Origin of the sequence: Paraburkholderia sp. A1RI-2L, assembly GCF_048957375.1 — a bacterium.
Classification (GTDB): domain Bacteria; phylum Pseudomonadota; class Gammaproteobacteria; order Burkholderiales; family Burkholderiaceae; genus Paraburkholderia.
Map to the genome: position 1 here is coordinate 1,533,652 of NZ_JARBTA010000001.1, position 26,929 is coordinate 1,560,580.

Annotated in this window: 18 protein-coding genes and 1 tRNA gene; 9 read left to right on the forward strand and 10 right to left on the reverse strand. The window is 63.9% G+C overall.

The window, feature by feature from the left end:
* Positions 1-47: 47 nt before the first annotated feature.
* A complete protein-coding gene (locus PWP93_RS07175; protein ID WP_421043954.1) occupies positions 48-770 on the reverse strand; it encodes a (Fe-S)-binding protein in 723 nt (240 codons plus the stop codon).
* 235 nt (positions 771-1,005) lie between these two features.
* On the opposite strand from PWP93_RS07175, the gene PWP93_RS07180 reads away from it, so the two are divergent.
* Positions 1,006-1,809, forward strand: coding sequence for an IclR family transcriptional regulator (locus PWP93_RS07180; protein ID WP_035531082.1), 804 nt, complete (start codon positions 1,006-1,008; stop codon positions 1,807-1,809).
* 185 nt (positions 1,810-1,994) lie between these two features.
* On the opposite strand, the gene pbpG is transcribed toward PWP93_RS07180, so the two are convergent.
* The gene (pbpG, locus tag PWP93_RS07185; protein WP_421043955.1) at positions 1,995-3,176 is read right to left on the reverse strand and encodes a D-alanyl-D-alanine endopeptidase; all 1,182 of its coding nucleotides are present in this window, start codon (positions 3,174-3,176) and stop codon (positions 1,995-1,997) included.
* A gap of 736 nt (positions 3,177-3,912) precedes the next feature.
* Between pbpG and PWP93_RS07190 the strand changes: the two genes are divergently transcribed.
* On the forward strand, positions 3,913-4,488 hold the full coding sequence (locus PWP93_RS07190; RefSeq protein WP_421043956.1) for a phasin family protein: 576 nt from the start codon (positions 3,913-3,915) through the stop codon (positions 4,486-4,488).
* Between the two features lie 232 nt (positions 4,489-4,720).
* Here the strand turns inward: PWP93_RS07190 and lpdA are convergent, their stop codons facing one another.
* From lpdA to aceE, 3 genes are all read right to left on the reverse strand, one after another.
* Entirely contained in the window at positions 4,721-6,496 is a 1,776-nt protein-coding gene (lpdA, locus tag PWP93_RS07195; RefSeq protein WP_421043957.1) for a dihydrolipoyl dehydrogenase, read from the reverse strand.
* A 101-nt stretch (positions 6,497-6,597) separates the two neighbouring features.
* A complete protein-coding gene (gene aceF / locus PWP93_RS07200; RefSeq protein ID WP_421043958.1) occupies positions 6,598-8,241 on the reverse strand; it encodes a dihydrolipoyllysine-residue acetyltransferase in 1,644 nt (547 codons plus the stop codon).
* 80 nt (positions 8,242-8,321) lie between these two features.
* On the reverse strand, positions 8,322-11,018 hold the full coding sequence (gene aceE, locus PWP93_RS07205; protein ID WP_421023698.1) for a pyruvate dehydrogenase (acetyl-transferring), homodimeric type: 2,697 nt from the start codon (positions 11,016-11,018) through the stop codon (positions 8,322-8,324).
* Between the two features lie 296 nt (positions 11,019-11,314).
* Between aceE and fixL the strand changes: the two genes are divergently transcribed.
* From fixL to PWP93_RS07225, 4 genes are all read left to right on the forward strand, one after another.
* Positions 11,315-13,831 carry an oxygen sensor histidine kinase FixL gene (gene fixL / locus PWP93_RS07210; RefSeq protein ID WP_421043959.1) on the forward strand — a complete coding sequence of 839 codons (2,517 nt, stop codon included), beginning with the start codon at positions 11,315-11,317 and terminating at the stop codon, positions 13,829-13,831.
* Positions 13,828-14,478, forward strand: a complete 651-nt coding sequence (gene fixJ, locus PWP93_RS07215; RefSeq protein ID WP_129561776.1) for an oxygen response regulator transcription factor FixJ — start codon at positions 13,828-13,830, stop codon at positions 14,476-14,478. The genes fixL and fixJ overlap by 4 nt, the downstream gene beginning before the upstream one ends.
* 276 nt (positions 14,479-14,754) lie before the next feature.
* On the forward strand, positions 14,755-15,609 hold the full coding sequence (folD, locus tag PWP93_RS07220; protein WP_421043960.1) for a bifunctional methylenetetrahydrofolate dehydrogenase/methenyltetrahydrofolate cyclohydrolase FolD: 855 nt from the start codon (positions 14,755-14,757) through the stop codon (positions 15,607-15,609).
* 313 nt (positions 15,610-15,922) lie between these two features.
* Positions 15,923-18,022, forward strand: a complete 2,100-nt coding sequence (locus PWP93_RS07225; protein WP_421043961.1) for a M3 family metallopeptidase — start codon at positions 15,923-15,925, stop codon at positions 18,020-18,022.
* Positions 18,023-18,135: 113 nt separating this feature from the next.
* Here PWP93_RS07225 and PWP93_RS07230 read toward each other — a convergent pair whose 3' ends face one another.
* Entirely contained in the window at positions 18,136-19,422 is a 1,287-nt protein-coding gene (locus PWP93_RS07230; protein ID WP_421043962.1) for an amidohydrolase family protein, read from the reverse strand.
* Positions 19,423-19,507: 85 nt separating this feature from the next.
* Positions 19,508-20,665: a DNA polymerase IV gene (gene dinB / locus PWP93_RS07235; protein ID WP_421043963.1), complete on the reverse strand. Its 1,158-nt coding sequence runs from the start codon at positions 20,663-20,665 to the stop codon at positions 19,508-19,510.
* Positions 20,666-20,799: 134 nt separating this feature from the next.
* Between dinB and PWP93_RS07240 the strand changes: the two genes are divergently transcribed.
* Entirely contained in the window at positions 20,800-21,504 is a 705-nt protein-coding gene (locus tag PWP93_RS07240) for an aspartate/glutamate racemase family protein (protein WP_421023691.1), read from the forward strand.
* 91 nt (positions 21,505-21,595) lie between these two features.
* Here PWP93_RS07240 and PWP93_RS07245 read toward each other — a convergent pair.
* Positions 21,596-21,672: transfer RNA gene (locus tag PWP93_RS07245), tRNA-Met, on the reverse strand.
* 149 nt (positions 21,673-21,821) lie between these two features.
* The gene (locus PWP93_RS07250; RefSeq protein ID WP_421043964.1) at positions 21,822-22,367 is read right to left on the reverse strand and encodes a PadR family transcriptional regulator; all 546 of its coding nucleotides are present in this window, start codon (positions 22,365-22,367) and stop codon (positions 21,822-21,824) included.
* Between the two features lie 255 nt (positions 22,368-22,622).
* Here PWP93_RS07250 and PWP93_RS07255 point away from each other — a divergent pair, with 255 nt between their 5' ends.
* Both PWP93_RS07255 and xth read left to right on the forward strand, forming a co-directional pair.
* Positions 22,623-23,609, forward strand: coding sequence for an NAD(P)H-dependent flavin oxidoreductase (locus PWP93_RS07255; protein ID WP_421043965.1), 987 nt, complete (start codon positions 22,623-22,625; stop codon positions 23,607-23,609).
* 317 nt (positions 23,610-23,926) lie between these two features.
* Entirely contained in the window at positions 23,927-24,712 is a 786-nt protein-coding gene (gene xth, locus PWP93_RS07260; RefSeq protein WP_421043966.1) for an exodeoxyribonuclease III, read from the forward strand.
* A 46-nt stretch (positions 24,713-24,758) separates the two neighbouring features.
* On the opposite strand, the gene PWP93_RS07265 is transcribed toward xth, so the two are convergent.
* A complete protein-coding gene (locus PWP93_RS07265) occupies positions 24,759-26,852 on the reverse strand; it encodes a prolyl oligopeptidase family serine peptidase (protein WP_421043967.1) in 2,094 nt (697 codons plus the stop codon).
* Positions 26,853-26,929 lie beyond the last annotated feature (77 nt).

Here is a 26,929-nt window from a genome sequence, read left to right on the forward strand (position 1 = left end):
CCTCTTGAGTCTTTGATGCCCCGAGGCCCCGGCTGGCGAGCGGCGTCTCAAACGTCGCCGGCGAGCACCTGGGCGATGTGCAAAACCCGGGTGCTGACATCGCCGGTGCGGCGCAAACGCCCTTCGATGTTCAGTATGCAGCCGAGGTCGCCGAGCACCACGGCACCCGCTCCGCTCGCCTGCACGTTGATGCATTTTTCGTCCACGATGGCCGTGGAGATCGCCCCGTACTTGAGCGCAAAGGTGCCGCCAAAACCGCAGCAATGCTCGCAGTCCTTCATCTCCTGCACAGCCACGCCGCGCTGCGCGAGCAACGCGCGCGGCTGGGCCTTCACGCCTAGTTCACGCAGACCAGAGCACGAGTCGTGGTAGGTCACCGGCCCGCGGAATTCGCCTTCGGGCAGCGTGACTTTCGCAACGTTCATGAGGAAATCCGTCAATTCATAGACGCGTTCGCGCAGCTTGCCGTAGCGCGCCATCAACTCGGGATCATCGCGAAAGAGATCGCCGTAATGCGCGCGAATCATCCCGCCACAGGAGCCCGACGGAATCACCACATAGTCGTACTGCTCGAATTCGCGCAGCGTCTTTTCCGCGAGGTCGCGCGCGAGCGGCCGCTCGCCCGAGTTGTAGGCCGGTTGCCCGCAGCAGGTCTGCGCGGGCGGGACGTCCACCTCATAGCCTGCTTCCTCGAGCAACTTGAGCGCCGAAAAGCCGATTTCGGGACGCATGGTGTCGACAAGGCAGGTGACGAACAAACCGACTCGCATGGGAACTCCTGGTGAAAACCGTCCCCGATTATCCGATGTTTCGCCGCTGCCACCAACGCCGGAGTGCTCCAGGATCGATGACCCGGCAGGCCTGGCACAGGCGTGAACGCGGCCGCCGCAGCGGAACACCATCCCGCCAACCGCTGTCTTTTTTCACAATACGAGATACAATGCTCGCTGCCGTGCCGAGTTTCTTATACTCGCCATACGAATCCGCCCCTGGAATCTGCCCCCCATGACCGACACCAATCCGGATCCGAAGACCTCGATTCAGGTGATCGAGCGCATGATGCGCCTCCTCGACGCGCTCGCCGCACACACCGACCCGGTCAGCCTGAAGGATCTTGCGCAACGCACCGAACTGCATCCGTCCACCGCGCACCGCATTCTCAACGACATGGTGAGCTGCCGGCTCGTCGACCGCTCGGACCCTGGCACGTACCGGCTGGGCATGCGACTGCTGGAACTGGGCAATCTCGTGAAGGCGCGCCTCTCGGTACGCGACGCCGCGCTCACGCCCATGCGCGAACTGCATCGTCTCACTGGCCAGACTGTGAACCTCTCGGTGCGCCAGGGCGACGAGATTGTCTATATCGAGCGAGCTTATTCCGAACGTTCAGGCATGCAGGTGGTGCGGGCGATTGGCGGCCGCGCGCCGCTGCACCTCACTTCGGTTGGCAAACTCTTCCTTGCCGCCGACGAAGCCAATCGCGTTCGCGCTTACGCCACGCGCACGGGCCTTTCGGGTCACACCCGCAACAGCATCACCGACCTCGGCCGCCTGGAGCGCGAACTCGCTCACGTGCGTCAGCAATCTTGCGCACGCGACAACGAGGAACTGGAACTGGGTGTGCGCTGCATCGCAGCGGGCATTTACGACGATACCGGCAAGCTCGTTGCCGGGCTGTCGCTTTCGGCACCTGCGGACCGTCTTCAGGACTCGTGGCTTGGGCAACTGAGCAAGACGGCGCTCCTGATTTCCGAATCGCTCGGTTACCACCCGGAGCCGGCGGAAGGCAGCGTGCAGACCGCAGCCTGAGCGACCAGATCGCCTCGAGCACGAACCCGTTTCGCGCAATCGCATCGAAGCTCCCCCGAAGCGCCGGCACATCCGGCGCTTCTCTTTTTCCGGCTTTTCAATCGAAGAACTCAGCCCAAAAGACAACGCCCCGCGATTGCGGGGCGCTCGTACTGGTGCAACGGAAAGCGGCGCAGCGGCGCTGATCAGGTACCCGCGCCTCCCGCATCCGCACTCGTGATGTGCGGCTGCTGGTCAGCGCCGCCGTTGTCGATCCACGTGCGCACGCGGGTCGCGTCAGCGAAACGCGAATACTTGCCGCTCGAATCGAGCAACACCATGATGACCGGACGGCCATGGACCGTCGTTTGCATCACGAGGCACTCGCCCGCTTCGTTGATGAAGCCGGTCTTCTGCAGGCCGATGTCCCACGACGGATTGCGGATGAGCGCGTTCGTGCTGTTGTAGGCAAGATTGCGCTTGCCCGTGTACACGTCATAGCTACGGTCGGTCGAGAACTGGCGAATGAGCGGATACTGGTAAGCCGCGTTCACCATCTTCACGAGATCGCGCGCGGTCGAAACATTGTGGCTCGACAGCCCGGTGGAATTCTCGAAGTGCGTGTCGGTCATGCCGAGTTGCTTCGCCTTCGCATTCATGGCGGCGATGAACGCCGGCCGCCCGCCCGGGTAGTAGCGCGAGAGCGCCGCCGCAGCGCGGTTTTCCGACGCCATCAGCGCGATATGCAGCATGTCTTCGCGCGAGAGCACCGAACCCACCGAGAGGCGCGAGCCGGTGTTCTTCTCGTAATCGCGGTCTTCGTCCGTGACTTCAATCGACTCGGTAAGCGACGCCTTCGAGTCGAGCACGACCATCGCGGTCATGAGCTTGGTGATCGAGGCGATCGGCACCACGGCATGCGAATTCTTGTCGAAGAGCGGTTCCAGCGAGTTCTGGTCCACCACGTAGGCAACGCCCGAGCGCAGCATCAGCGAATCGGGCGTTTCATGGAGACCGAACGCCTGGCCCACCGTCGGCTGACGCGGCTCGAACGCCACGCGGCGCACCGCCGAGCGATGGCGGCCGTTCATGGTGTAGCTGACGCGGCGCTTCTTTACTGCCGGACGCGCATCGCTCTCCTGCGCTGCGGCAACGCTGGGTGCGGCCGCTTTTTTGGCGACCTTCGCGCTGCTTGTGCTCTTCTTGCTTGTCTTGCTAGTTTTCTTTGCCTTGGCCGTCGAGGCCGCAGCGGTGTTCTGCGACGCAGCAAAAGCGCCCTCGGGCACTATGAGCGTTGCACTGATGACCACGGAGACAGCCACCGACAGCGCGGTACTGACAACCGATGAAGGCACCAGCTTGAACGACAGGAGCTTGTCGGATTTCATTGGTGTTCTGGATGGAGCGGCGGGATCGTTCGCCAAGTGTAGTAAAACCACGAAAAATTCGCAAATTGAAGCACTTATGGCTACTCGTTAAACCGAAGTCTGACTTTTGATTGAGATGACCAATGTACTTCGAGCACTCAATGGAGAAAGACAATCGCCCGGGCAGCCACAGCCTGCTGCGCCTGGCGCCGACAACGTCTTCTGTTGCCTACATTGACGGCACGCGCTATGCAAACTTTATGTGGGAGTAATACCGAGGACGACTCTCTAACGCCGATGTCGCCGAATCGCGCGACGCGCATTCGACAGCAATGGATCTTTAACGTTCCATGAAGGAGTTTGGTGGACGCGCGAGGCGCAATCCCGCATCGACCTTCGATGAATCATGCGGCGCACGCCATTTCCGACGCACACCGTCATCCTGAATCTTGCCAGATTGAGCGCACATATGCTTGACATTGTCGGGCAAAGCCTCGCCGCAGGTAGGTTGGCGGACGCTATGCCGCAATTCGTCAAACTCGACAAATACGCCTCATGCCGCACGCATAAGTAGTTGTTTAACAAAAGTTTAATGTAATTGTGCGTCGCACCAAAAGTTCTTGACATTCATCTCCGTCGACCTAAAATCGAGATCAATGCTGCGACGCACCAAAGCGCCGTGCAGATTCCCCAAGAGTCTTGCCACTTACTTCAGGCGGCCCACGAACGAGGCCGCCAAACATCCAGGAGCGTAACCATGAGTCTGCTGACCCCTGAGCAATTCGCCGCTGCCCAGAAAGCCAACCTCGAAACGCTGTTCGGCCTCACCGGCAAGGCATTCGAAGGCGTGGAAAAGCTCGTCGAATTGAACCTTCAGGCCGTTCGCTCGAACCTCGCGGAATCCCAGGAACACGCCCAGCGCGCGCTGTCGGCAAAAGATGCGCAAGAGTTCTTCGCCGTGCAGTCGAGCTTCGCTCAGCCGCTCGCCGAAAAGCTGCTCTCGTACGGCCGTCACGTGTACGAAATCGCTTCGGCCACGCAAGCCGAGTTCGCGAAGGTTGCTGAAGCGCACTACGAAGAACAGAACCGCAAGGTCCAGTCGCTCGTCGACAATGTCGCCAAAAACGCACCGGCCGGTTCGGAAACCGCGGTTGCCGTGATCAAGTCGGCGATCAACGCTGCGAACACGACCTACGAAACGGTCCACAAGGCCACCAAGCAAGCGGTCGAAATGGCCGAAAGCAACTTCAACGCCGCCTCCGCAGCAGCCAGCAAGGCAGCCGCACAAGCTTCGCGCTCGGCTGCCGTCGCTGCGCCCAAGAAGCCGGCCTGAGTGTTACGCATCGGCCTGGGCGCGCTGCAGGTCGTATAAGCCGCGCCCAGTGCCGGACCCGGCGCTCCGGTCCGGCATGCCGCTTGCCCGGTTGCTGGAAGGCCGGGAATTTTTTTGGCTCCAGCGTTTTTGGCTCCAGCGCCTCTCGCAGCCAGACACAGTCGTTATGGCGAGCCAATAAAAACGGCGCACTCCTCGCGGAGTGCGCCGTTTTTTCATGCTCGCGGCAAACTTACTTCTTCTTTTGCGGCGGTAGGTCCGTACAGACGCCTTCATACAGTTCGGCGGCCATGCCCACCGACTCGCCCAGCGTCGGGTGCGGGTGGATGGTCTTGCCGATGTCGGTCGCATCCGCGCCCATTTCCACCGCGAGGCAGACCTCGCTGATGAGGTCGCCCGCGTTCAGGCCGACGATTCCGCCACCGATCACGCGATGCGTCTCTTCGTCGAAGATCAGCTTGGTGAAGCCCTCGTCGCGGCCGTTGGCGATCGCGCGGCCCGAAGCGGCCCACGGGAACACTGCCTTGCCGTACTTGATGCCTTCGGCCTTGCACTGCTCTTCCGTCTTGCCGGCCCAAGCCACTTCCGGATCGGTGTAGGCCACCGACGGAATCTGCATGGCGTCGAAGTATGCCTTCTCGCCGTGCGCCGCTTCCGCTGCCACGTGGCCTTCATGCACGGCCTTGTGCGCGAGCATCGGCTGACCGACGATGTCGCCGATCGCGAAGATGTGCGGCACGTTGGTGCGCTGCTGCTTGTCGACCTCGATGAAGCCGCGATCCGTCACGGCAATGCCGGCCTTGTCCGCGCCGATCTTCTTGCCGTTGGGCGAGCGGCCCACGGCGACCAGCACGAGGTCGTAGCGCTGCGGCTCGGCGGGCGCCTTCTCACCCTCGAAGGTGACGTAGATGCCATCGTCCTTCGCCTCGGCGCCCGTCGTCTTGGTCTTGAGCATGACATTCGCGAAGCGCTTCGCGTTGTACTTCTCCCAGACCTTCACGAGATCGCGGTCGGCACCGGCCATCAGGCCGTCGAGCATTTCGACGACGTCGATCTGCGCGCCGAGCGTCGAGTAGACGGTCGCCATTTCGAGGCCGATGATGCCGCCGCCGATCACCAGCATCTTCTGCGGGATCTGGCGCAGCTCGAGCGCGCCGGTCGAATCGACCACGCGCGGATCTTCGGGAATGAAAGGCAGCTTGACGGCTTGCGAGCCCGCGGCAATGATCGCCTGCTTGAACTTGACGATTTTCTTGCCGCTCTCGCCCGCCACTTCCATGTGGTACGGATCGAGGAAGGTGCCCACGCCGGTCACGACTTCGACCTTGCGTGCCTTCGCCATGCCGGCGAGACCACCCGTGAGCTTCTTGACGACGCCCGACTTGAAGTCGCGCAGGCGGTCGAGGTCGATCTGCGGCTTGCCGAACGAGATGCCGTGCGATTCGAGCGCAGCGGCCTCGTCGATCACGAGCGCCGTGTGCAGCAGCGCCTTCGACGGGATGCAGCCCACGTTCAGGCACACGCCGCCAAGCGTCGAATAGCGCTCGACCAGCACGGTCTTCATGCCGAGGTCGGCCGAACGGAACGCTGCCGAATAGCCACCGGGGCCGGCGCCGAGCACGAGCATGTCGCATTCGACATCGGCACTGCCGCCAAAGCTGCCGGCTTGCGGCGCGGCGGTTTTCGAAACTTCGGCAGCCTTCGGGGCCTCGGCAGCCCTGGGCGCTTCGGCCTTCGGTGCGGCAGCCGGCGCAGGCGCGGCAGCAGCAGCCGACACTTCGACCAGTGCGATCACGGTGCCTTGCGACGCCTTGTCGCCAGCCTTGATCTTCACTTCCTTCACCGTGCCCGCGACATCGCTGGGCACTTCCATCGTGGCCTTGTCCGACTCGAGCGAGAGCAGCGTCTGCTCCTTCTCGATCACATCGCCGGCCTTGATGTTGACTTCGATGACGTCGATGTCCTTGAAGTCGCCGATATCCGGCACTTTCACTTCGACGAGACTCATGGTGTCCCCTATTGGAACGACCGGCCGCGCTCGCCGTGCCGCGCACGCGCATGGACACTGCGCGTGCGACGTGGCGGCGTCAGCCGGTCAATGAAGCGGTTTTACAGAATCACGCGGCGGAAGTCGCCGAGGATCGCGCCAAGGTACGCATTGAAGCGCGCGGCAGCTGCGCCGTCGATCACGCGGTGATCGTACGAGAGCGACAACGGCAGCGTGAGGCGCGGCACGAACTGCTTGCCGTCCCATACCGGCTTCATCGCGCTCTTCGACAGACCGAGGATCGCCACTTCCGGTGCGTTGATGATCGGCGTGAAGTGCGTGCCACCGATGCCGCCGAGCGACGAGATCGAGAAGCAGCCGCCTTGCATCTGGTCCGGCTTGAGCTTGCCTTCGCGCGCGAGCTTCGAGAGCTCGGCCATTTCCTTGGCGATGTCGACGAGGCCCTTCTTGTCCGCGTCGCGGATCACCGGGACGACGAGGCCGTTCGGCGTGTCGGCGGCAAAACCGATATGGTAGTACTGCTTGAAGACGAGGTTGTCGCCGTCGAGGCTCGCGTTGAATGTCGGGAACTTCTTGAGCGCGGCGACGCAGGCCTTGATGACGAACGCGAGCATCGTGAACTTAACGCCCGCCTTCTCGTTTTCCTTGTTCAGCTGCACGCGCAACGCTTCGAGGTCGGTGATGTCCGCTTCATCGTTGTTCGTGACGTGCGGGATCATGACCCAGTTGCGGTGCAGGTTCGCGCCTGAAATCTTCTTGATGCGCGACAGCGGCTGCGTGTCGATCGGGCCGAACTTCGTGAAGTCGACCTTCGGCCACGGCAGCAGGTTCAGGCCAGCGCCGCCGGCAGGTGCTGCCGCGGCAGCAGGCGCCGCGAGCGCACCCGTCATCACGCCCTTCACGAACGCGGTGACGTCGTCCTGGGTGATGCGGCCCTTCGGACCCGTGCCCGTGACACGTGCAACGTCCACGCCCAGATCACGTGCGAACTTGCGCACCGACGGCGATGCGTGGCTCGGACGGCGCGAACCGCCTTCGCCTGCCGGGATGATCGGCGCCTGCGCGAGCGCCGACGGCGCTGCAGGAGCGGCCTTGGCCGGCACGGCCTGGGGCGCGTCCGACGGCACTTCGACCGGTTTCGCAGCCGGTGCGGCGGCCGGAGCCGCTGCGCCTTCAGCTTCCACCACGACGATTTCCGTGCCTTCCGACACGTTGTCGCCGACCTTGACCAGAATCGACTTGACGACGCCGGACACCGGGCTCGGCACGTCCATGGTCGCCTTGTCCGACTCGAGCGTGACGAGCGACTGCTCCTTCTCGACGCGGTCGCCGACCTTCACGCCGATCTCGATGACCGGCACATCCTTGTAGTCGCCGATGTCGGGGACCTTGACGCTTTGCGCGCCGCCGCTCGCAGCGGGCGCGGCTGCCTGCGCAGCGGGTGCAGCAGGGGCTGCGGGCGCAGCAGCGGGGGCAGCGGCAGGCGCTGCAGCCGCGGCCGCGGCAGCGCCGTCCAGCAAGAGCACGAGCGTGCCTTCCGACACGTTGTCGCCCTGCTTGACCTTCACTTCCTTGACCGTGCCCGAAGCCGGGCTCGGCACATCCATGGTCGCCTTATCCGATTCCAGCGTGATCAGCGACTGCTCTTTTTCGACGGTATCGCCCGCCTTCACCAGCACCTCGATCACAGGAATGTCCTTGTAATCGCCGATGTCCGGCACCTTGACTTCGATCGTTTGACTCATTGTTAGTGTCTCCGGGGCCGCATACGACGCGCCTCCTCGCTTCGAGGAGGCGCTCATGCCATGCACAGGGGGATGATGTGTTAGACAGTCATCGGGTTGGGTTTGGACGGGTCGAGCTTGTACTTCGCAATGGCGTCGGCGACGACCTTGCGCTCGATCTTGCCTTCGTCCGCGAGCGCGTTGAGCGCTGCGACCGTCGTCCAGTAACGATCGACTTCGAAGAAGTGACGCAGATTCTCACGCGTGTCCGAGCGGCCGAAGCCGTCGGTGCCGAGCACCACGAACTTGCGCGGCACGAGGCCACGGATCTGGTCGACCAGTGCGCGCACGTAGTCGGTCGATGCGATGACCGGGCCTTCCGTGCCCTTGAGCAGCTTCTCGACGTGCGACTCGCGGCGCGGCTCGCTCGGGTGCAGCAGGTTCCAGCGCTCGACTTCGTGGCCTTCGCGAGCGAGTTCCGTGAAGCTCGGCACGCTCCAGAGGTCGGCCTCGACGCCCCAGTCGTTCTTGAGCAGGTCGGCGGCCGCGATCACTTCGTTGAAGATCGTGCCCGCGCCCATCAGTTGAACGCGCGGACCCTTGGCCTTCGCGTCGCCCTTGCGGAACGAGTACATGCCCTTGAGGATATCGGCCGCAACGTTTTCGCCCTGCGGGATCGCCGGATGCTCGTAGTTCTCGTTCATCACGGTGATGTAATAGAACACGTCTTCCTGTTCCTGGACCATACGGCGCAGGCCGTCCTGCATGATCACGGCCAGTTCGTAGCCGAACGTCGGGTCATAGGTGACGCAGTTCGGCACCGATGCCGCCCACAGGAGCGAGTGGCCGTCTTCGTGCTGCAGGCCTTCGCCGTTGAGCGTCGTGCGGCCTGCGGTGCCGCCCAGCAGGAAGCCGCGCGAACGCATGTCGCCCGCCGCCCACACCAGATCGCCAATGCGCTGGAGGCCGAACATCGAGTAGAAGATGTAGAACGGCACCATGATCTCGCCGTGCGTCGAGTACGACGTCGCGGCTGCGATCCAGTCGCACATGCCGCCGGCTTCGTTGATGCCTTCCTGGAGAATCTGGCCCGTCTGCGATTCCTTGTAGAACATCAGCTGGTCAGCATCTTCCGGCACGTACTTCTGGCCATCCTGATTCCAGATGCCGATCTGGCGGAACAGGCCTTCCATACCGAAGGTACGCGACTCGTCCGGCACGATCGGCACGACGCGCTTGCCGAGCGCCTTGTCCTTGAGCAGGATGTTGAGGATACGCACGAACGCCATGGTCGTGGAGATTTCACGGCCTTCGCCCGTGCCCTTGAGCAGCGGATCGAACGCTTCGAGCGCCGGCACCGGCAGCGATTCCGCCTTCTGGCGGCGCGCGGGCAGATAGCCGCCGAGGTCCATGCGCTTCTGGCGCATGTACTCGAGCTCCTTCGAGCCTTCCTCGAACTTGAGGTACGGCACGTCGACGAGCTGCTCGTCCGTGATCGGCAGACGGAACTGGTCGCGGAACTTCTTGAGCTGGTCCACCTGCATCTTCTTCTGCTGGTGGGTGATGTTCATGGCCTGGCCGGCTTCGCCCATGCCATAGCCCTTGATCGTCTTGGCGAGGATCAGGGTCGGCTGGCCCTTCGCGTGCTGTGCCTGGTGGAATGCCGCGTAGATCTTGTGCGGATCGTGGCCGCCACGGTTCAGGTTCCAGATGTCGTCATCGGACCAGTCGGCGACCAGCGCCTTCAGTTCAGGCGTGTTGAAGAAGTGCTCGCGCACATAGGCGCCCGACTCCGACTTGTACGTCTGGTACTCGCCGTCGACGACTTCCATCATGCGGCGCATCAGCGCGCCCGACTTGTCGCGCGCGAAGAGCGCGTCCCAGCGGCTGCCCCAGATGACCTTGATGACGTTCCAGCCGGCGCCGCGGAACTCGCTTTCGAGTTCCTGAATGATCTTGCCGTTGCCGCGCACCGGGCCGTCGAGACGCTGCAGGTTGCAGTTGATGACGAACACGAGGTTGTCCAGACGCTCGCGGCCGGCCATGCCGATCGCGCCGAGCGATTCCGGCTCGTCCGTTTCGCCGTCGCCGAGGAAGGCCCAGACCTTGCGGCCGTCGGTCTTCGCAATGCCGCGCGCCTGCAGGTACTTCATGAAGCGTGCCTGGTAGATCGCCATGATCGGGCCGAGGCCCATCGAGACGGTCGGGAACTGCCAGAAGTCCGGCATCAGCCACGGGTGCGGGTACGACGAGATGCCCTGGCCGCCCACTTCCTGGCGGAAGTTGTCGAGCTGGTTCTCGGACAGGCGGCCGAGCAGGAACGCGCGCGAGTAGACGCCCGGCGACGAGTGGCCCTGCACGAAAACGAGGTCGCCGCCATGTTCCGGCGACGGAGCACGCCAGAAGTGGTTGTAGCCGACGTCGTAGAGTGTCGCGGCGGAAGCGAACGAGGCGATGTGGCCGCCCACGTTCGTGTTCTTGCCCGCGCGCAGCACCATGGCGATGGCGTTCCAGCGCGTGTACGAGCGAATGCGGTGTTCGATGTCCTGGTCGCCGGGGTTCTTGGCCTGGTTGGCAACGGGAATCGTGTTGATGTACGGCGTGTTGGCCGAGAACGGCAGATGCTCGCCATGCACGCGGGCGAATTCGATCTGCTTCTCGATCAGATAGTGAGCGCGGTCGGGACCAATGGTGGAGATGACGCCGTCCAGCGCCTCCAGCCATTCGGCGGTTTCCTGAGGATCTTCGTCCTTTTCGGTGGCAATGTATTTCAGGACTTCGTCGGGTACAGCGGACATACTCGTCTCCTGGATGTAGGGGAACGCTGTTGATCGGACCATGCGGATGACGACCCTCGCGACGTGACAGGACCCTCCGCATCAGCATTGCGGGCGATTGTAATTACCGCATCTCGCTTCATGCAAGGAATTTTTCGAATTGCGAGATTGATTTTTATAATGTGAAAAATTGCTGCGTCGCACGCTGAATCGTTCATGCCCTTTCGCCGATATCCGCCAGTTCGCACCCGTTTATCGGCGAATTGCTGCTTTTTTCACGGCGTTTGGAACTCTTACGCTGAGCTACAATCCTTGCCATGTTGACCGAACGGCTTTTCGCACGCTCGGCGCGACCGCCCGGTTCGCCCGGCGAGTCATCGCCGTCCCGCTGGCACCACGGACCCTGGTGGTCGAATTCCTATTTGCTGACGCCGCTCCTGTCGATCCTCGTATTCCTGATCGTCATGAGCCTGATCTTGTGGAGCCTGAACCGCCGCGAGCAGCAACAGCAGGAAGACACGCTTTACCGCAACGTCGCCTGGGCCCAGCAGCAGATCCGCCTCTCCATGACGGGCGCGCAGGAGCAATTGCAGGCGCTCCAGCGCGACCTGGTTGCCGGCCACAACGACCCGCAGTACTTCCAGACGTCCACCACGGACATCATGCAGGGTCACCCCGAGATCCTCTATCTGAACTGGTATACGAGCCAGCAGGAGCCGCGCTGGCCCAACACGGCCATGCCGGTGTTCGGCCAGCGCCTGGCCAAGCCCAACGACGCGCAGATGGACGAGGCCGTGAAGGCCGCCTTCGCCGAAGCCCGCTCGACGCGCCGCCAGGTCTACTCGCCGCTCATCTACGACGACGTGGGCAACGGCTATATCACGTTGCAGACGCCGGTTTACCGCGACCGCGAGTTCCTCGGTTCGGTGGCCGCCGTGTTCTCGGTCGAAGGGATCCTCAAGCACGACATCCCCCCTGAGCTGTCCGCCAAGTACAAGATCTCGCTCATCGACGCGAACAACCGCGAACTCGCCACCACCTCGACGCGCCCGCGCCTGCCGCACGACGTCTACTACGACCTGCCGCTCGACCCGCCGGGCCAGGGCGTCTCCGTGCGCGTGTACTCGTATCCGCAGATGACCAACTTCACGAACAATACGCTCGTGTGGCTGGTTGCGGGACTTTCGTGCTTCGTCCTGTGGAGCCTGTGGAGTCTCTGGAAGCATACGCGCCAGCGCTTCGAAGCGCAGCAGGCGCTGTACGCGGAAGCATTCTTCCGGCGCGCGATGGAAAATTCGGTGCTGATCGGCATGCGCGTGCTCGACATGCACGGGCGGATCACGCACGTGAACCCCGCCTTTTGCCGCATGACCGGCTGGGACGAAAGCGACCTCGTGGGCAAGCATGCGCCGTTTCCCTACTGGCCGCGCGACGCCTACCCTGAAATGCAGCGCCAGCTCGACATGACGCTGCGTGGCAAGGCGCCCTCCTCCGGGTTCGAGCTGCGCGTGCGCCGCAAGGACGGCTCGCAGTTCCATGCGCGCCTCTATGTCTCGCCGCTCATCGATAGCTCGGGCCGCCAGACCGGCTGGATGTCGTCGATGACCGACATCACCGAGCCCAAGCGCGCGCGCGAGGAACTCGCCGCCGCGCACGAGCGCTTCACCACGGTGCTGGAGAGCCTCGACGCCGCCGTCTCGGTGCTCGCCGCCGACGAAGCCGAGTTGCTGTTCGCAAACCGCTACTACCGCCACCTCTTCGGCATCCGCCCGGACGGCCATCTAGAACTGGCCGGCGGCGGCGGCTTCGATTCGGCTGCAGCGTCGTCGGATTCGATCGACATGGTGGACGCCTACGCGGGCCTGCCCGCCACCGCGCTCACCGAAAGCGCCGCCGATGCCCAGGAAGTCTATGTCGAGAGCATCCAGAAGTGGTTCGAGGTGCGGCGCCAGTACATCCAGTGGGTAGACGGCCACCTCGCGCAGATGCAGATCGCGACCGACATCACCACGCGCAAGCAGGCCCAGGAACTGGCCCGCCAGCAAGACGAGAAACTGCAGTTCACGAGCCGCCTCATGACGATGGGCGAAATGGCCTCGTCGCTCGCGCACGAGCTGAACCAGCCGCTCGCCGCCATCAACAACTATGCCTCGGGCACCGTCGCGCTCGTGAAGTCAGGGCGCGCCGCGCCCGACAACCTCTTGCCCGTGCTCGAAAAGACCGCGCAGCAGGCGGTGCGCGCGGGCATGATCATCAAGCGCATCCGCGAATTCGTGAAGCGCAGCGAGCCCAAGCGCCAGGCCACGCGCGTAGCCGACATTGTCGCCGACGCCGTGGGGCTCGCCGAAATCGAGGCGCGCAAGCGCCGCATCCGCATCGTGACCGACATGCGCTCGCGCATGCCCGTGATCTACGTCGATCCGGTGCTCATCGAGCAGGTGCTCGTCAATCTTCTGAAGAACGCCGCCGAAGCTATGGCCGAGGCGCGCCCGAATGCGGTCGATCCGGTGATCCGCGTGATCGTGAAGCGCGACGGCGGCAACGTCTGCATTAGCGTGGTCGATCAGGGCCCGGGCGTCGACGAGGCCACCGCCGAGCGTCTCTTCGAACCTTTCTACAGCACCAAGTCCGATGGCATGGGCATGGGGCTGAATATCTGCCGTTCGATCATCGAATCGCATCGCGGGCGTCTTTGGGTGGTCAACAACGTCGAAGCCGACGGCCACATCAGCGGCGCCACATTCCATTGCAGTCTGCCCATCGGCGAAACGGACCGTTCCTCGCGCGACGGATCCGACGAGCCGACTACACAAACCGTTACGGGAGAGCCATGAACAGCCCAGTCACCACCCAGGAAACCGTCTTTGTTGTCGACGACGATGAAGCCGTACGAGACTCCCTGCGCTGGCTGCTCGAAGCGAATGGCTACCGCGTGCAGTGCTTCACGAGCGCGGAAGAGTTCCTCGATGCGTACCAGCCGGCGCAGCAAGCCGGACAAATCGCCTGCCTGATTCTGGACGTGCGCATGCAGGGCATGAGCGGACTCGAGCTGCAGGAGCGCCTGATCGCCGAAAACGCCTCGTTGCCGATCATCTTCGTGACCGGCCACGGCGACGTGCCGATGGCCGTCTCCACCATGAAGAAGGGCGCGATGGACTTCATCGAGAAGCCGTTCGACGAAGCCGAACTGCGCAAGCTCGTCGAGCGCATGCTGGAGAAGGCCCGCAGCGAAAGCACCAACGTGCAGCAGCAGCGCGCTGCGGCCGAGCGGCTCGGCAAGCTCACGGCGCGCGAGCACCAGGTGCTCGAGCGCATCATCGCGGGCCGCCTGAACAAGCAGATCGCCGACGATCTGGGCATCAGCATCAAGACCGTCGAAGCGCACCGCGCGAACATCATGGAAAAGCTCAACGTGAACACGGTCGCCGACCTGCTGCGTCTCGCGCTTTCCAACAAGCCGCAACAGGCGCAGCAGCAATAAAACTGCTGCCAGAACGGCGCGACGGGGAAGGCATGATCTTGCGCGGCGCATGACGCCGCGCGGCGCCTTCCTTACCACATTCCCATCGCTTCTTCCTGTTTCGTTCGGCCCGTGTTTCGTCTGGCCGCGACAGTTCGCGCGCGCCGCGCGGGTATAATGTCGCCCTTTGCAGCCGGCGCCCCGCCTCTCCCTGCGCACGGGCGTCAAACCAGCGTCAAGCGACCCGCCGCGCTCCGGCATGCATCCGCGCATCGCCCACTCTCGATTCGACCGACCATGACAGCCACCCTCATCGACGGCCTCGCCCTCTCCAAGAAACTGCGCGCCGACGTCGCCACGCGCGCCGCCGCCCTCACTGCCCGCGGCCATCAGCCTGGCCTCGCGGTCGTGCTGGTCGGCGACAATCCCGCGAGCGAAGTCTATGTGCGCAACAAGGTGAAGGCCTGCGAAGACAACGGCCTCCATTCGTCGTACGACCGCTACGCCGAAACGCTCTCCGAAGCCGATCTGCTCAAGCGCATCGACGAACTGAACCGCGACCCGAAGATTCACGGCATCCTCGTGCAGTTGCCGTTGCCCAAGCACATCGACAGCCACAAGGTGATCGAGGCGATCGCACCGGAAAAAGACGTGGACGGTTTTCACGTGGCCAACGCCGGCGCGCTCCTGACCGGCCGGCCGCTGTTCCGCCCCTGCACGCCCTATGGCGTGATGAAGATGTTCGAGGAGTACCAGATCCCGCTCGAAGGCGCGAACGCCGTGGTGATCGGCCGCTCGAACATCGTCGGCAAGCCGATGGCGCTGCTGCTGCTCGAAAAGGGTGCCACGGTCACGGTCTGCCACAGCAAGACGCGCGATCTCGCGAAACACACGCGTGAAGCGGACATCGTGGTGGCTGCCGTGGGCAAGCGCAACGTGCTGACCGCCGACATGATCAAGCCGGGCGCCACCGTGATCGACGTGGGCATGAATCGCGACGACAACGGCAAACTGTGCGGCGACGTCGATTTCGCGGGCCTGAAGGACGTGGCCGGCTTCATCACACCGGTACCGGGCGGCGTCGGCCCGATGACCATTACGATGCTGCTCGTCAACACGATCGAAGCCGCGGAGCGTGCAGCTGGAGCCTAGGCACGCCCAGCAACCGCTTGCCAGACCGGCACGCGGTTGCGAACGCTTCACTGAAAACGGCCCTGTGCATTCCTGCTTGGGCCGTTTTTTTTCGTGCATGCACTGGCGATGCGCAGAGCGCGGCGCGTCGATTGCGCCGCCTCGGCCCGACTTCTGTTAATTTGCACGGGTGCTCCGGTTGGAAAGCGCGCACTGCGCCCCAATAACCGGAATATCGGGGCGTGCGAAAGCGCGCGGCGCCCCGGCCCTCCCCCGGCTGCGCATCGGCCCATTTCATTGCGAATCAACCGCGACAGAAGGAACAGGACGCATCATGGCAACTACTCCCTCCGATAATCCGCTGCTCGATTTCACCGGCCTGCCGCGCTTTGGCGAGATCCGCCCCGAACACGTAACGCCCGCACTGGACGTGCTGCTCGCGAACGCGAACGCCGCGGTCGAGCGCGCGGCCCAACCCATGACGCCCTCGCAGTGGAGCGACGTGGTCGAACCGCTCGAGCGCGCCACCGAACCGCTCTCGCGCGCCTGGGGCGTGATCGGACACCTGAATGCCGTAGCCGACACGCCGGAGCTGCGTGCCGCGTATGGCGAGAACCTGCCGCGCGTAACCGAGTTCTGGTCGAGCGTCGGCCAGAATCTCACGCTCTACGAGAAGTACAAGGCCATCGCGAACCACAATTCGTTCCAGTTGCTTTCCACCGAGCGCAAGAAGATTCTCGATAACTCGCTGCGCGACTTCCGCCTCTCGGGTGCGGAGTTGCCCGAAGACCAGAAGCCGCGTTTCGCCGAGCTGCAGGAGCGCCAGGCGTCGCTCGCGAAAGCGTTCTCCGACCATGTGCTCGACGCCACCAACGCCTATGCGTTCTACGCCACGAGCGAAAGCGAGCTCGCCGGCCTGCCCGACGACGTGATCGCTGCCGCGCGCGAAGCCGCCGAGCGCGAGGACAAGCAAGGCTGGAAGTTCACGCTGCACTTCCCCTCGTATTTCCCGGTGCTGCAATACTCGGAAAACCGCGCGATGCGCGAGACGATGTATCGCGCCTACGTCACGCGCGCATCGGAGCTGGGTCCTCAATACGGCGGCGGCAAGCCCGACTGGGACAACACCGCAATCGTCGACGATCAGCTCAAGCTGCGCGCCGAAGAAGCGAAGATGCTCGGCTACAACAACTTCGCCGAGGTTTCGCTCGCGCCGAAGATGGCCGAGTCGCCCGCGCAGGTCACGAGCTTCCTCGAGGACCTCGCCGCGCGCGCACGCCCGCACGCCGAAAAAGACTGGCAGGAACTGCGCGAGTTCGCCGCGAACGAACTCGGCCTCGCGCAGATCGAGCCGTGGGACATGGCCTTCGCAGCCGAACGCCTGCGTCAAAAGCGCTACTCGTTCTCGGAGAACGAGGTCAAGCAATATTTCCCCGAAGACTTCGTGCTCAAGGGCCTCTTCAAGGTTACGGAAACACTGTTCGGCGTGCGCATCCGCGACGACAAAGCCGCCGTCTGGCACCCGGACGTGCGCTTCTTCCGAGTCGAGAACGCGGACGGCACCCTGGTCGCGCAGTTCTATCTCGACCTCTACGCACGCGAAGGCAAACGCGGCGGCGCATGGATGGACGATGCACGCTCGCGCCGCAAGCTCGAGGGCGACAGCGTGCAGACGCCGGTCGCGTATCTCACCTGCAACTTTTCCGCGCCGGTGGGCGGCCGCCCCGCGTGCTTCACGCACGACGAAGTCATCACGCTGTTCCATGAATTCGGCCACGGCCTGCATCACATGCTCACGCGCGTAGACGAACTCTCGGTCTCGGGCATCAACGGCGTGGAATGGGACGCGGTCGAACTGCCCTCGCAGTTCATGGAGAACTTTTGCTGGGAGTGGGACGTTCTCACGGAGATGACCTCGCACGTCGACACGGGCAAGCCGCTGCCGCGCGAACTCTTCGACAAGATGCTCGCCGCGAAGAACTTCCAGAGCGGCCTCGGCACGCTGCGCCAGATCGTGTTTTCGCTGTTCGACATGGCGCTGCACATGGACTTCGACGCCTCGAAGGGCAAGACCGTGAACGATCTCGCGCGCGAGATCAACGCGCGCTATCACGTCATTGCGCAAGCTCCGTTCTCGCGCTGGCCGAACACCTTCAGCCATATCTTCGCGGGCGGCTACGCGGCGGGCTACTACAGCTACAAGTGGGCCGAAGTGCTTTCCGCCGATGCCTACGCGGCGTTCGAAGAAGCCGCGCAAGCCGCGAAGTCGAGCGTGCTCGACGCGGCCACGGGCACGCGCTATCGCAAGGAGATTCTGGAAGTGGGCGGCAGCCGCCCGGCGATGGAATCGTTCAAGGCGTTCCGCGGACGCGAGCCCAACATCGATGCGCTGCTGCGCCATAACGGCATGGAGCAGCCGCCGGCACAACACTAAACGCGCCTCGCGCACCTTCACGAAAAGCCGCGCATGGGAGTGCATTCCATGCGCGGTTTTTCATCGTCCACCGCTCGTTGGCCAATCTATTGGCGAATCTGATGGCGAGTCGCTTACCGGTGCAGCCTGAAATCGACGCTCGTGGGCCGTCCTTCGAGCGCAAGCGCCACGCGTTGCGCCGGCTGGCGACTCACCACCCGACCCCGGCTCACCACAGCAAGGCGCGCTGCACGTAGCCGAATCGCTTCGACAGGATCGCGCGCATCGAGCACCACGAGATTGGCCGCGCTTCCCGGCGCAATGCCATAGCCTTCGAGACCGAGAATCTTCGCGGGATTGACCGTGACCGCGTCGAAGCATGTGCGCGACGCCTCCACGCCCGTCATCTGTGCGACGTGCAACCCCATCTGCGCGACCTCGAGCATGTCGCCCGAGCCGAAGCTGTACCAGGGATCCATCACGCAATCGTGGCCGAACGCGACGTTGATGCCCGCCGCCAACAGCTCGGGCACGCGCGTCATGCCGCGGCGCTTGGGATAGGTATCGGAGCGGCCCTGCAGCGTAATGTTGATGAGCGGATTCGCGATCGCTGCCACGCCGGACTCGCGCATGAGCGGGATGAGCTTGCTCACGTAGTAATTGTCCATCGAGTGCATCGACGTGAGATGCGAGCCCGTCACGCGACCGTGCAAACCGAGACGATGCGTTTGCGCCGCGAGCGTTTCGATGTGGCGCGAGAGCGGGTCGTCGGACTCGTCGCAATGCATGTCCACGCGCAGGCCTTGCTCCGCCGCGAATTCGCAGAGCAGCCGCACCGATTCCGCACCGTCGGCCATGGTGCGCTCGAAATGCGGGATGCCGCCCACCACGTCCACGCCCATCGCGATGGCACGCTTGAGATTGTCGAACGCGCCGGGGCTGCGCAGCAGTCCGTCCTGCGGAAACGCCACGAGTTGCAAGTCGAGGTACGGCGCCACGCGGCGCTTCACTTCGAGCAGCGCCTCGACGGCAAGCAGGCGCGCGTCGCAAACATCGACGTGCGAGCGGATCGCCAGCAGCCCGCGCGCGACGGCCCAATCGCAGTACTGCAGCGCGCGCTCGACGAGCGCCTCTTGCGTGAGCTGCGGCTTGAGCTCGCCCCACAGCGCGATGCCCTCCAGCAGCGTGCCCGACGCATTCACGCGCGGCAGCCCCCAGGACAGCGTGGCATCCATGTGGAAATGCGCGTCGACGAACGGCGCGCTGACGAGCGCACCAGCCGCGTCGATCTCCTCAGGCGCCTGCGCCGCGAGATGCGGCTCGACGGCAATGATGCGCCCCGCCTCGACACCGATATCGACCGTGGGATGCCCGGCCGGATGCGCATGCGCGAGCACGGCGCGGCGAATGATCAGATCCATGCATGGCTCCTTGCTGGCGTTTTCTTGTACTGCGCGTTGATGCCGCTTTTTTTCAGTTCCGCCTTGATTCTATCGGAGCATGAATTCACGCCCCCGCTTCGCGGTCGTCGTCTTCGGGATCGTCGTCGAACAGCGCGAACTGGCCGCGCAGCATGGGATTGTCCTCTTCGAGCCGCACGCCCGCGCCCAGCAGGCGCACCGCGAGCTTGCGCCGCGCCAGCCCCTTCTCGAGCAAAGCGAGCAGCGTGGGCAGATCGGTGGCGTCGGCCACGCATTCGACCGTGGTGCGCTGAAAATTCGCGAAGCGGATCTTCACGAAGAGCTTGCGCACGGCGTGCGCGCAGCCGGCGCGCTCGATGCGCGCGTCCAGTTGCGCGGCAAGACGCTTCAGCTCCTCGCTGCACGCTTCGAGCGTGAGCAGATCGTTCACATAGGTCGTCTCGACACTTACCGACTTGCGCTCCTGATCCGCGCGCACGGGCCGCTCGTCGATGCCGCGCGCCAGTTCGTAGAGCCGCTTGCCGAACACGCCGAAATGCCGATGCAGATCGAACAGCGACCACGTGCGCAACTGCGTGCACGTGGACAGCCCAAGGCTCTCCAACTTGGCCGCCGTGACCTTGCCCACGCCGTGAATCTTGCGCACGGGCAGCGCCGCAACGAATGCATCGACCTCATGCGGACGCACGACGAAGAGCCCATCGGGCTTGTTCCAGTCGGAAGCGATCTTGGCGACGAACTTGTTGGGCGCAACGCCTGCCGATACCGTCACCCCCACGACCTCGCGCACGCGCTCGCGAATCTCGTTTGCGATGAGCGTGGCGCTGCCCTTGCACCGCGTGGTGCGCGACACGTCGAGATAAGCCTCGTCGAGCGAGAGCGGCTCGACGTCCGCCGTGTAATCGCGGTAAATCGCCATGATCTGCCGCGAGGCGATGCGGTACTTCTCCATCGCCGTGGGCAGGATCAGCAGATCGGGACACTTGCGCATGGCGAGCGCCGACGACATGGCCGAGTGCACGCCAAAGCGGCGCGCCTCGTAATTGCAGGTGGCGATCACGCCCCGCTGGTCCGGCCTGCCGCCCACCGCAAGCGGGCGCCCGCGCAGCGTGGGGTCGTCGCGCATTTCAACCGATGCATAAAAGCAGTCGCAATCGCAATGGATGATCTTGCGAGCGAAGCTGGCAGCCGGCGAGAGGTCGGAAGAAAGCGTGTTCAAGGTACCGATACTGTACAAAAACACAGTGCCATTTTCAAGAAAACTGTCCGCGCACCGTGGCCTCGCCGTACTGCGGCACGCGTGCTGGACCGTACCTGTACAGCGGAGCGGACATGCCTATACTCGTCCGATCATTTCAATCCATTGCGGGACTGGCGATGAAAACGATCGGTGTGATTGGCGGGATGAGCTGGGAGTCGTCGGCGGAGTATTACCGGCTGCTGAACCGCTACGCGAAGGCGCGGCTCGGCGGACATCACAACGCGCGCAGCCTCATGGCGACGGTTGATTTCGCCGATATCGAAGCCTTGCAGCGCTCGGGCGACTGGGACGCGCTGGGCGTGCAGATGGCGCAGGCGGCCGCGCAACTGGAACGCGGCGGCGCCGATCTCGTGCTGCTGGCGACCAACACGATGCATCGCGTGTGCGCATCGATCGAAGCGGCGATTGCGATCCCCTTCCTGCATATCGCCGATCCGACCGGTGACGCGTTGCGCGCGGCGGGCGTGACGCGCGTAGGTCTGCTCGGCACGCGCTATACGATGGAACAGGACTTCTACACAGGCAGGCTGCGCAACGTGCACGGCATCGAGGCGCTCGTGCCCGACGAGCGCGAGCGCCTGGACGTGCATCGCATCATCTACGATGAACTCTGTCATGGCGCCGTGAAAGCGGAATCGCGCGGCGTGTATCAGCGGGTGATCGAAGCGCTCGCAGCACGGGGCGCACAAGCCGTCATCCTCGGCTGCACGGAAATCACGCTGCTGATCAAACCCGAGGACTCGGCAATACCGGTGTTCGATACGACCGCACTGCATGCACAGGCGGCTGTGGATTGGGCGCTGGAAAACCAGGGTCGCTGAGGCGAGCTGGATGGCAGGCGGGCACGGATTGCGCGCCCAGAACGGAAAAAGCCTGCATGACTTTCATCATGCAGGCTTTGAGAATCTTTCCTGGTTGCGGGGGCAGGATTTGAACCTGCGACCTTCGGGTTATGAGCCCGACGAGCTGCCAGACTGCTCCACCCCGCGTCCGTCAGAGAAAGCAATTATAGGCACATCCTGTGTTCGCGTCAACACTTTATTTCCAGTCGTCCATGTCGGGAGCGGCCTTGCTCATATCGGCGCATCGAGGTCGATTCGGGATCCAAACTTATTTGCAATGACCATTGCATTGAACGCTACGCCTGGTCGTCATTGAGAAGCGGCTTGAGCTCCTCGGCCCATTCGAGCCACGATTCCTGCGTGCGTATCCCCGCCTTGAGAATCGCATACTGCAACTGCTGCCCGCGCGTGAGCACCGGCGCGCCGAAATCGCGCTGCTCGATCTCGCGATACGTCTTGAGGCGCGCACGCGCTTCCTCGATGAGCCGCGGCACTTCCTCTCCCAGTCCTAGTGGGCCGATCACTGCGTCGGCGCGCAGCTTCAGCAAGAACACGTTGCGGTCGTCGGGGCCCAGACGCGTTTCACGCGCCCAGCGCTCGACTTCTTCGCGGCCTACCGGCAGCACGCGGTAAACCTTCCTGCGCGTGGCGCCGGCGTGTGCGTCGTCCTCCTCCAGAACGGCAACCCAGCCGGCCGTCACCATGCGGCCGAGTTCGCGGTAGATCTGCTGATGCGTGGCATGCCAGAAATAGCCAATCGCCCGGTCGAAGCGCCGGGCGAGGTCGTAGCCGGACGACGGCTTTTCCAGCAGGGCAATCAGGATGGCGTGAGGGGTCGACATCAGGCGATTCTAAACCAGGTCCCTGCGATGCCGCCCCGGTTTCCCGTGTCTCGTCCCGGTCGAGCTTGAATGCGGACACTATGCAACCAGTTGCATAGTGTCCGCCGGTTTGCTATGTTTCATCCTGTTGGCCCGCCAGCACGGGCGCACAACGCAAACAACACAGCGGCGCCCAAATCCGGCCGCCGCCTTCATTCAGCTTTGCATGAGATGGAGTCCGGCGCACACCCGCCCGCTCCCGACAAGGAGATACGCATGGCCCTGCCAGCCGTCCTGCGACGCGGCCTCTCGATTCCCGTCGTCGGCTCGCCGCTTTTCATCATCTCGAACCCCAATCTCGTGATCGCGCAGTGCAAGGCGGGCGTGGTCGGCTCGTTCCCCGCTCTGAACGCGCGGCCCGAGCACGTGCTGGGCGAATGGCTCGACCGCATCACGACCGAGCTCGCCGAATACAACGCGAAGCATCCCGATCAGCCCGCTGCGCCGTTCGCGGTGAACCAGATCGTCCACAAGTCGAATGACCGCCTCCAGCACGATCTGGGCGTATGCGCCGAGTACAAGGTGCCCATCGTGATCACGTCGCTGGGCGCGCGCGAGGACGTGAACCAGGCCATTCATGGCTGGGGCGGCATCGTCTTGCACGACGTAATCAACAACACGTTCGCAAAGAAAGCCATCGAGAAAGGCGCGGACGGCCTGATCGCCGTCGCTGCCGGCGCGGGCGGACATGCGGGCACGCTCTCGCCGTTCGCGCTCATCCACGAGATTCGCGAATGGTTCGACGGCCCGTTGCTGCTCTCAGGCGCAATCGGCAACGGCAACGCAATTCTTGCGGCGCAAGCCGCCGGCGCGGACCTCGCGTATGTCGGCTCGGCGTTCATCGCCACCGATGAGGCGAATGCGGTCGACGCCTACAAGCAGATGATCGTCGAAAGCGGCGCGAGCGATATCGTCTACTCGAATCTCTTCACCGGCGTGCACGGCAACTACCTGCGTTCGAGCATCGTGGCGAGCGGCCTGGATCCCGACGCGCTGCCGCAATCCGATCCGTCGGCGATGAACTTCGGCTCGACCCGCGTGAAGCCGTGGAAGGACATCTGGGGCGCAGGCCAGGGCATCGGCGCGGTCAAGCGCATCGTACCCGCTGCCGAACTGATCGCGCGCCTGAAGCGCGAATACGAAGCCGCGCGCGAACGCCTGGGTGTGGCGAGCGCGAGTGCCGAAGCCGCGGCGCTAGCCTGATCCACGGCAACGTAGGACGAGGGGAACGCATGGTGCAAACACCGGCGTTCCCCGCACCCGCTCGCGAAGCACACGCGCTTCGCACATGCCGCACCTGGCACACTCGCATTCACTCGACGATCCTCACGCGTGCAATCTCCTCTTCGACATCGCGCAAGCGGTCCTTGCCGAAGAATATTTCTCACCGACGAAAAAAGTCCGGCGCACCAAATGCGTCGCGTCGAACCCATCCGCCTCCGGCGTGGCACGGCGGCGGCCCGCCCCGTGTCGTCGGGCGTTATGATTCGGTATTTCGCCGATCCAACGCTCATTCATTCATGAAAATCGCAACGTGGAATGTGAATTCCCTGAAGGTCCGCCTGCAGCACGTCATCGACTGGCTCGGGCAGAGCCAGGTGGACGTGCTCTGCCTCCAGGAGCTGAAGCTCACCGACGACAAGTTCCCGCGCGCCGAACTCGAGGCTCAAGGCTACCGCAGCTGGTTCGCAGGCCAGAAGACCTATAACGGCGTGGCCATTCTCGTGCGCGATGGACTGGCCGTCGACGAGGCCACGATCGTGCGCAACATCCCCGGTTTCGAAGACCCGCAGCAGCGCGTGATTGCCGCCACGGTGGACGGCGTGCGCATCGTCAGTGCGTATTTCCCGAACGGCCAGGCGCCCGGCACCGAAAAATTCGCCTACAAGCTGAGCTGGCTGGACGCGATGCACGACTGGCTCGGCGAAGAGATGGGGCGGCATCCTCAGCTCGCGCTGCTCGGCGATTACAACATCGCGCCGGAAGACCGCGACGTGCACGACCCCAAGGCCTGGGAGGGACAGAATCTCGTCTCGCCCGAAGAGCGCGCGCAATTCCAGCGCCTCATCGCGCTCGGTTTCGTCGACGCCTACCGCCAGTTCGAGCAGCCCGACAAGACGTTCACGTGGTGGGACTATCGCATGTTCGCGTTCCGCCGCAACGCGGGCTTGCGCATCGACCACATCCTGCTCTCGCCCACGCTCACGCCCGCGCTCGTGTCGTGCGAAATCGACAAGGTGCCGCGCAAGTGGGAGCAACCTTCGGACCATACGCCGGTCGTGGCCGATCTGAAGATCGCGGGCTGAGCGCGCCAATCGCGCCAGTCGGGCGCGGGCACTCAGCCCGCGCCGCTCACCACGTTGCGGCGAGCGTGGTCCACAAAAAGCGGTACACGAGCGCGTCGTACTGCGCGCGCTCCAGCGAGTCGCTGCCTGGCCCGTGGCCGCCCTCGGTGTTCTCCAGATACCAGACGTTCGCGTGCCCCTGCTCCTGCATGCGCGCGACCATCTTGCGCGCATGTGCGGGATGCACGCGGTCGTCGCTCGTCGAGGTAGTGAAGAGCACGGGAGGGTATGCAACGCCGGCTTTCACGCGCTGATACGGCGAATATTCGGCAAGCGCCCACCCTTCTTCGGAATCCTCAGGATCGCCGTATTCATCCATCCAGGACGCGCCGGCATGCAGCAGCGGATAGCGCTGCATGTCGAGCAGCGGCACCTCGCACACGACCGCGCCGAACAGTTCCGGACGCTGCACCATGCACGCGCCGACCAGCAAGCCGCCGTTGCTGCCACCCTTGATGCCCAGTTGCGCCGCGCTCGTATATCCCTCTGCGACCAGTTGCTCCGACACGGCGATGAAATCGTCGAACGAGCGCTGCCGATGCTCGCGTTGCGCGCTCACATGCCAGGCGGTGCCATACTCGCCGCCACCGCGAATATGGGCGATGGCGACGATGCCGCCCTGCTCCAGCCAGCCGATGCCCGAGCCAACCAGATACTGGGGCGTGAGTGCGATAGCGAAGCCGCCATAGCCCGTCAACAGGCATGGCAGCGGCTTGCGCGCCGTACCCTCGAGTGCGGCGCGCGGGCCCACTACGGTGAACGGCACCATCGTGCCATCCGCGGAACGCGCATGCGAGCGGATCACCGCAAGCGGCGCGGCATCGAACTGCGTGGGCCAGCGATCGAGCAGCTCCCAGTTCTGCAGGTCCTGCTGCGCGAGATCGGCAAGCCAATATTCAGGCGGCAGCAAATAGTCGTCCACATCGACGAAGACTTCGTCGTTGAGCGTGTCCTCGATCGGCGACACATCCACCTGCGAGCTCGCGCGCGCCGGGAAAAAACGTGATTGCCACGTCCATGCGCCGTCTTGCTGCTGCGGCTGCCACAGCATCGTGCGGCTTTGCACGTCGTCGAGCCACGAGACGATCAGGACGTTTTTCGTCGTGCTCCAGTCGCACGCCGACGTCACCGGCGTGGGCGTGAAAAGCGGTGTGACGGTGCGCTCGCCAGCAAGAAATGCGTCTTCGCGGATCGCGAGCAGCGAACCGCCCGCCCAGGTGTGTTCGCCGAGCGACCAGTCGAGCCTCGGCTCGAGCATCAGCCAGCCATGCCACGCGCCCACTGCCACGTGCGAGGGCACGTCGTAAAGTTGCCACTGCTCGCGCTCGTCGAGCCGGTACGTCAAGGAATCGAAAAAGTCGACGCTGCGCACCACGTCATGACGCTTCTCGACAGGGTCGTAATCGCCCTCCACGCTGATGTCGTCGAACTCGCCGCGGAACACCACGGGTGCATCGGCGAGGCGCGTGCCGCGCGTCCAGCGGCGCACTTCGCGCGGATAACCCGAGCGCGTGAGCGTCTTCTTGCCGAGCTTGCCGCCCGCATCCCAGCCGACGTACACCGTATCGCGGTCGATCCACGAGATGACGTGCTTGCCTTCCTTCTCGATCGCAAAACCGCCGTCGACGAACACACGTCTTTCGAGATCGAACTCGCGCACGGTGACGGCATCGGCACCGCCGTCCGAAAGCTGGATCAGTACGCGGTCGCCGTCGGGATACAGGATGTCGATGCCCGCGCACACCCAGGGCATGCGTTCAGCCGCGCCGAGTGCGTCGAAGTCGATGAGCGTCTGCCACTGCGGCTTGCGCGCGCGCCAGTCAGCCCACTTCGCGCGGCGCCACAAGCCCTTCGGATTGTCCTCGTCTTCCCAGAGATCGTAGGCCCACTCCTGCCAGCGGCTCGGGATCACGGGCCGCTCGCGCGGCAAATAGGCCTGTGCAAGACGCTTTTCCAATGCTTCGAAGCGTTCGCCGCCTTGCCACGCACTGCGCGTGCGCGCGTTCTGGGCCTCGACCCAGACCATGGCGGCGGGGTCGTCGAGCGATTCGAGAGAGAGGAACGGATCGGCCTCGGCGGGCCACGGGGAAGTCACGGGCATATTCGATCATCGACGGAAAAACCAGCGTCGATTATGCCCCACCACGCGCGAAGCGCCTTGCGCGTGGACGCGGCCCG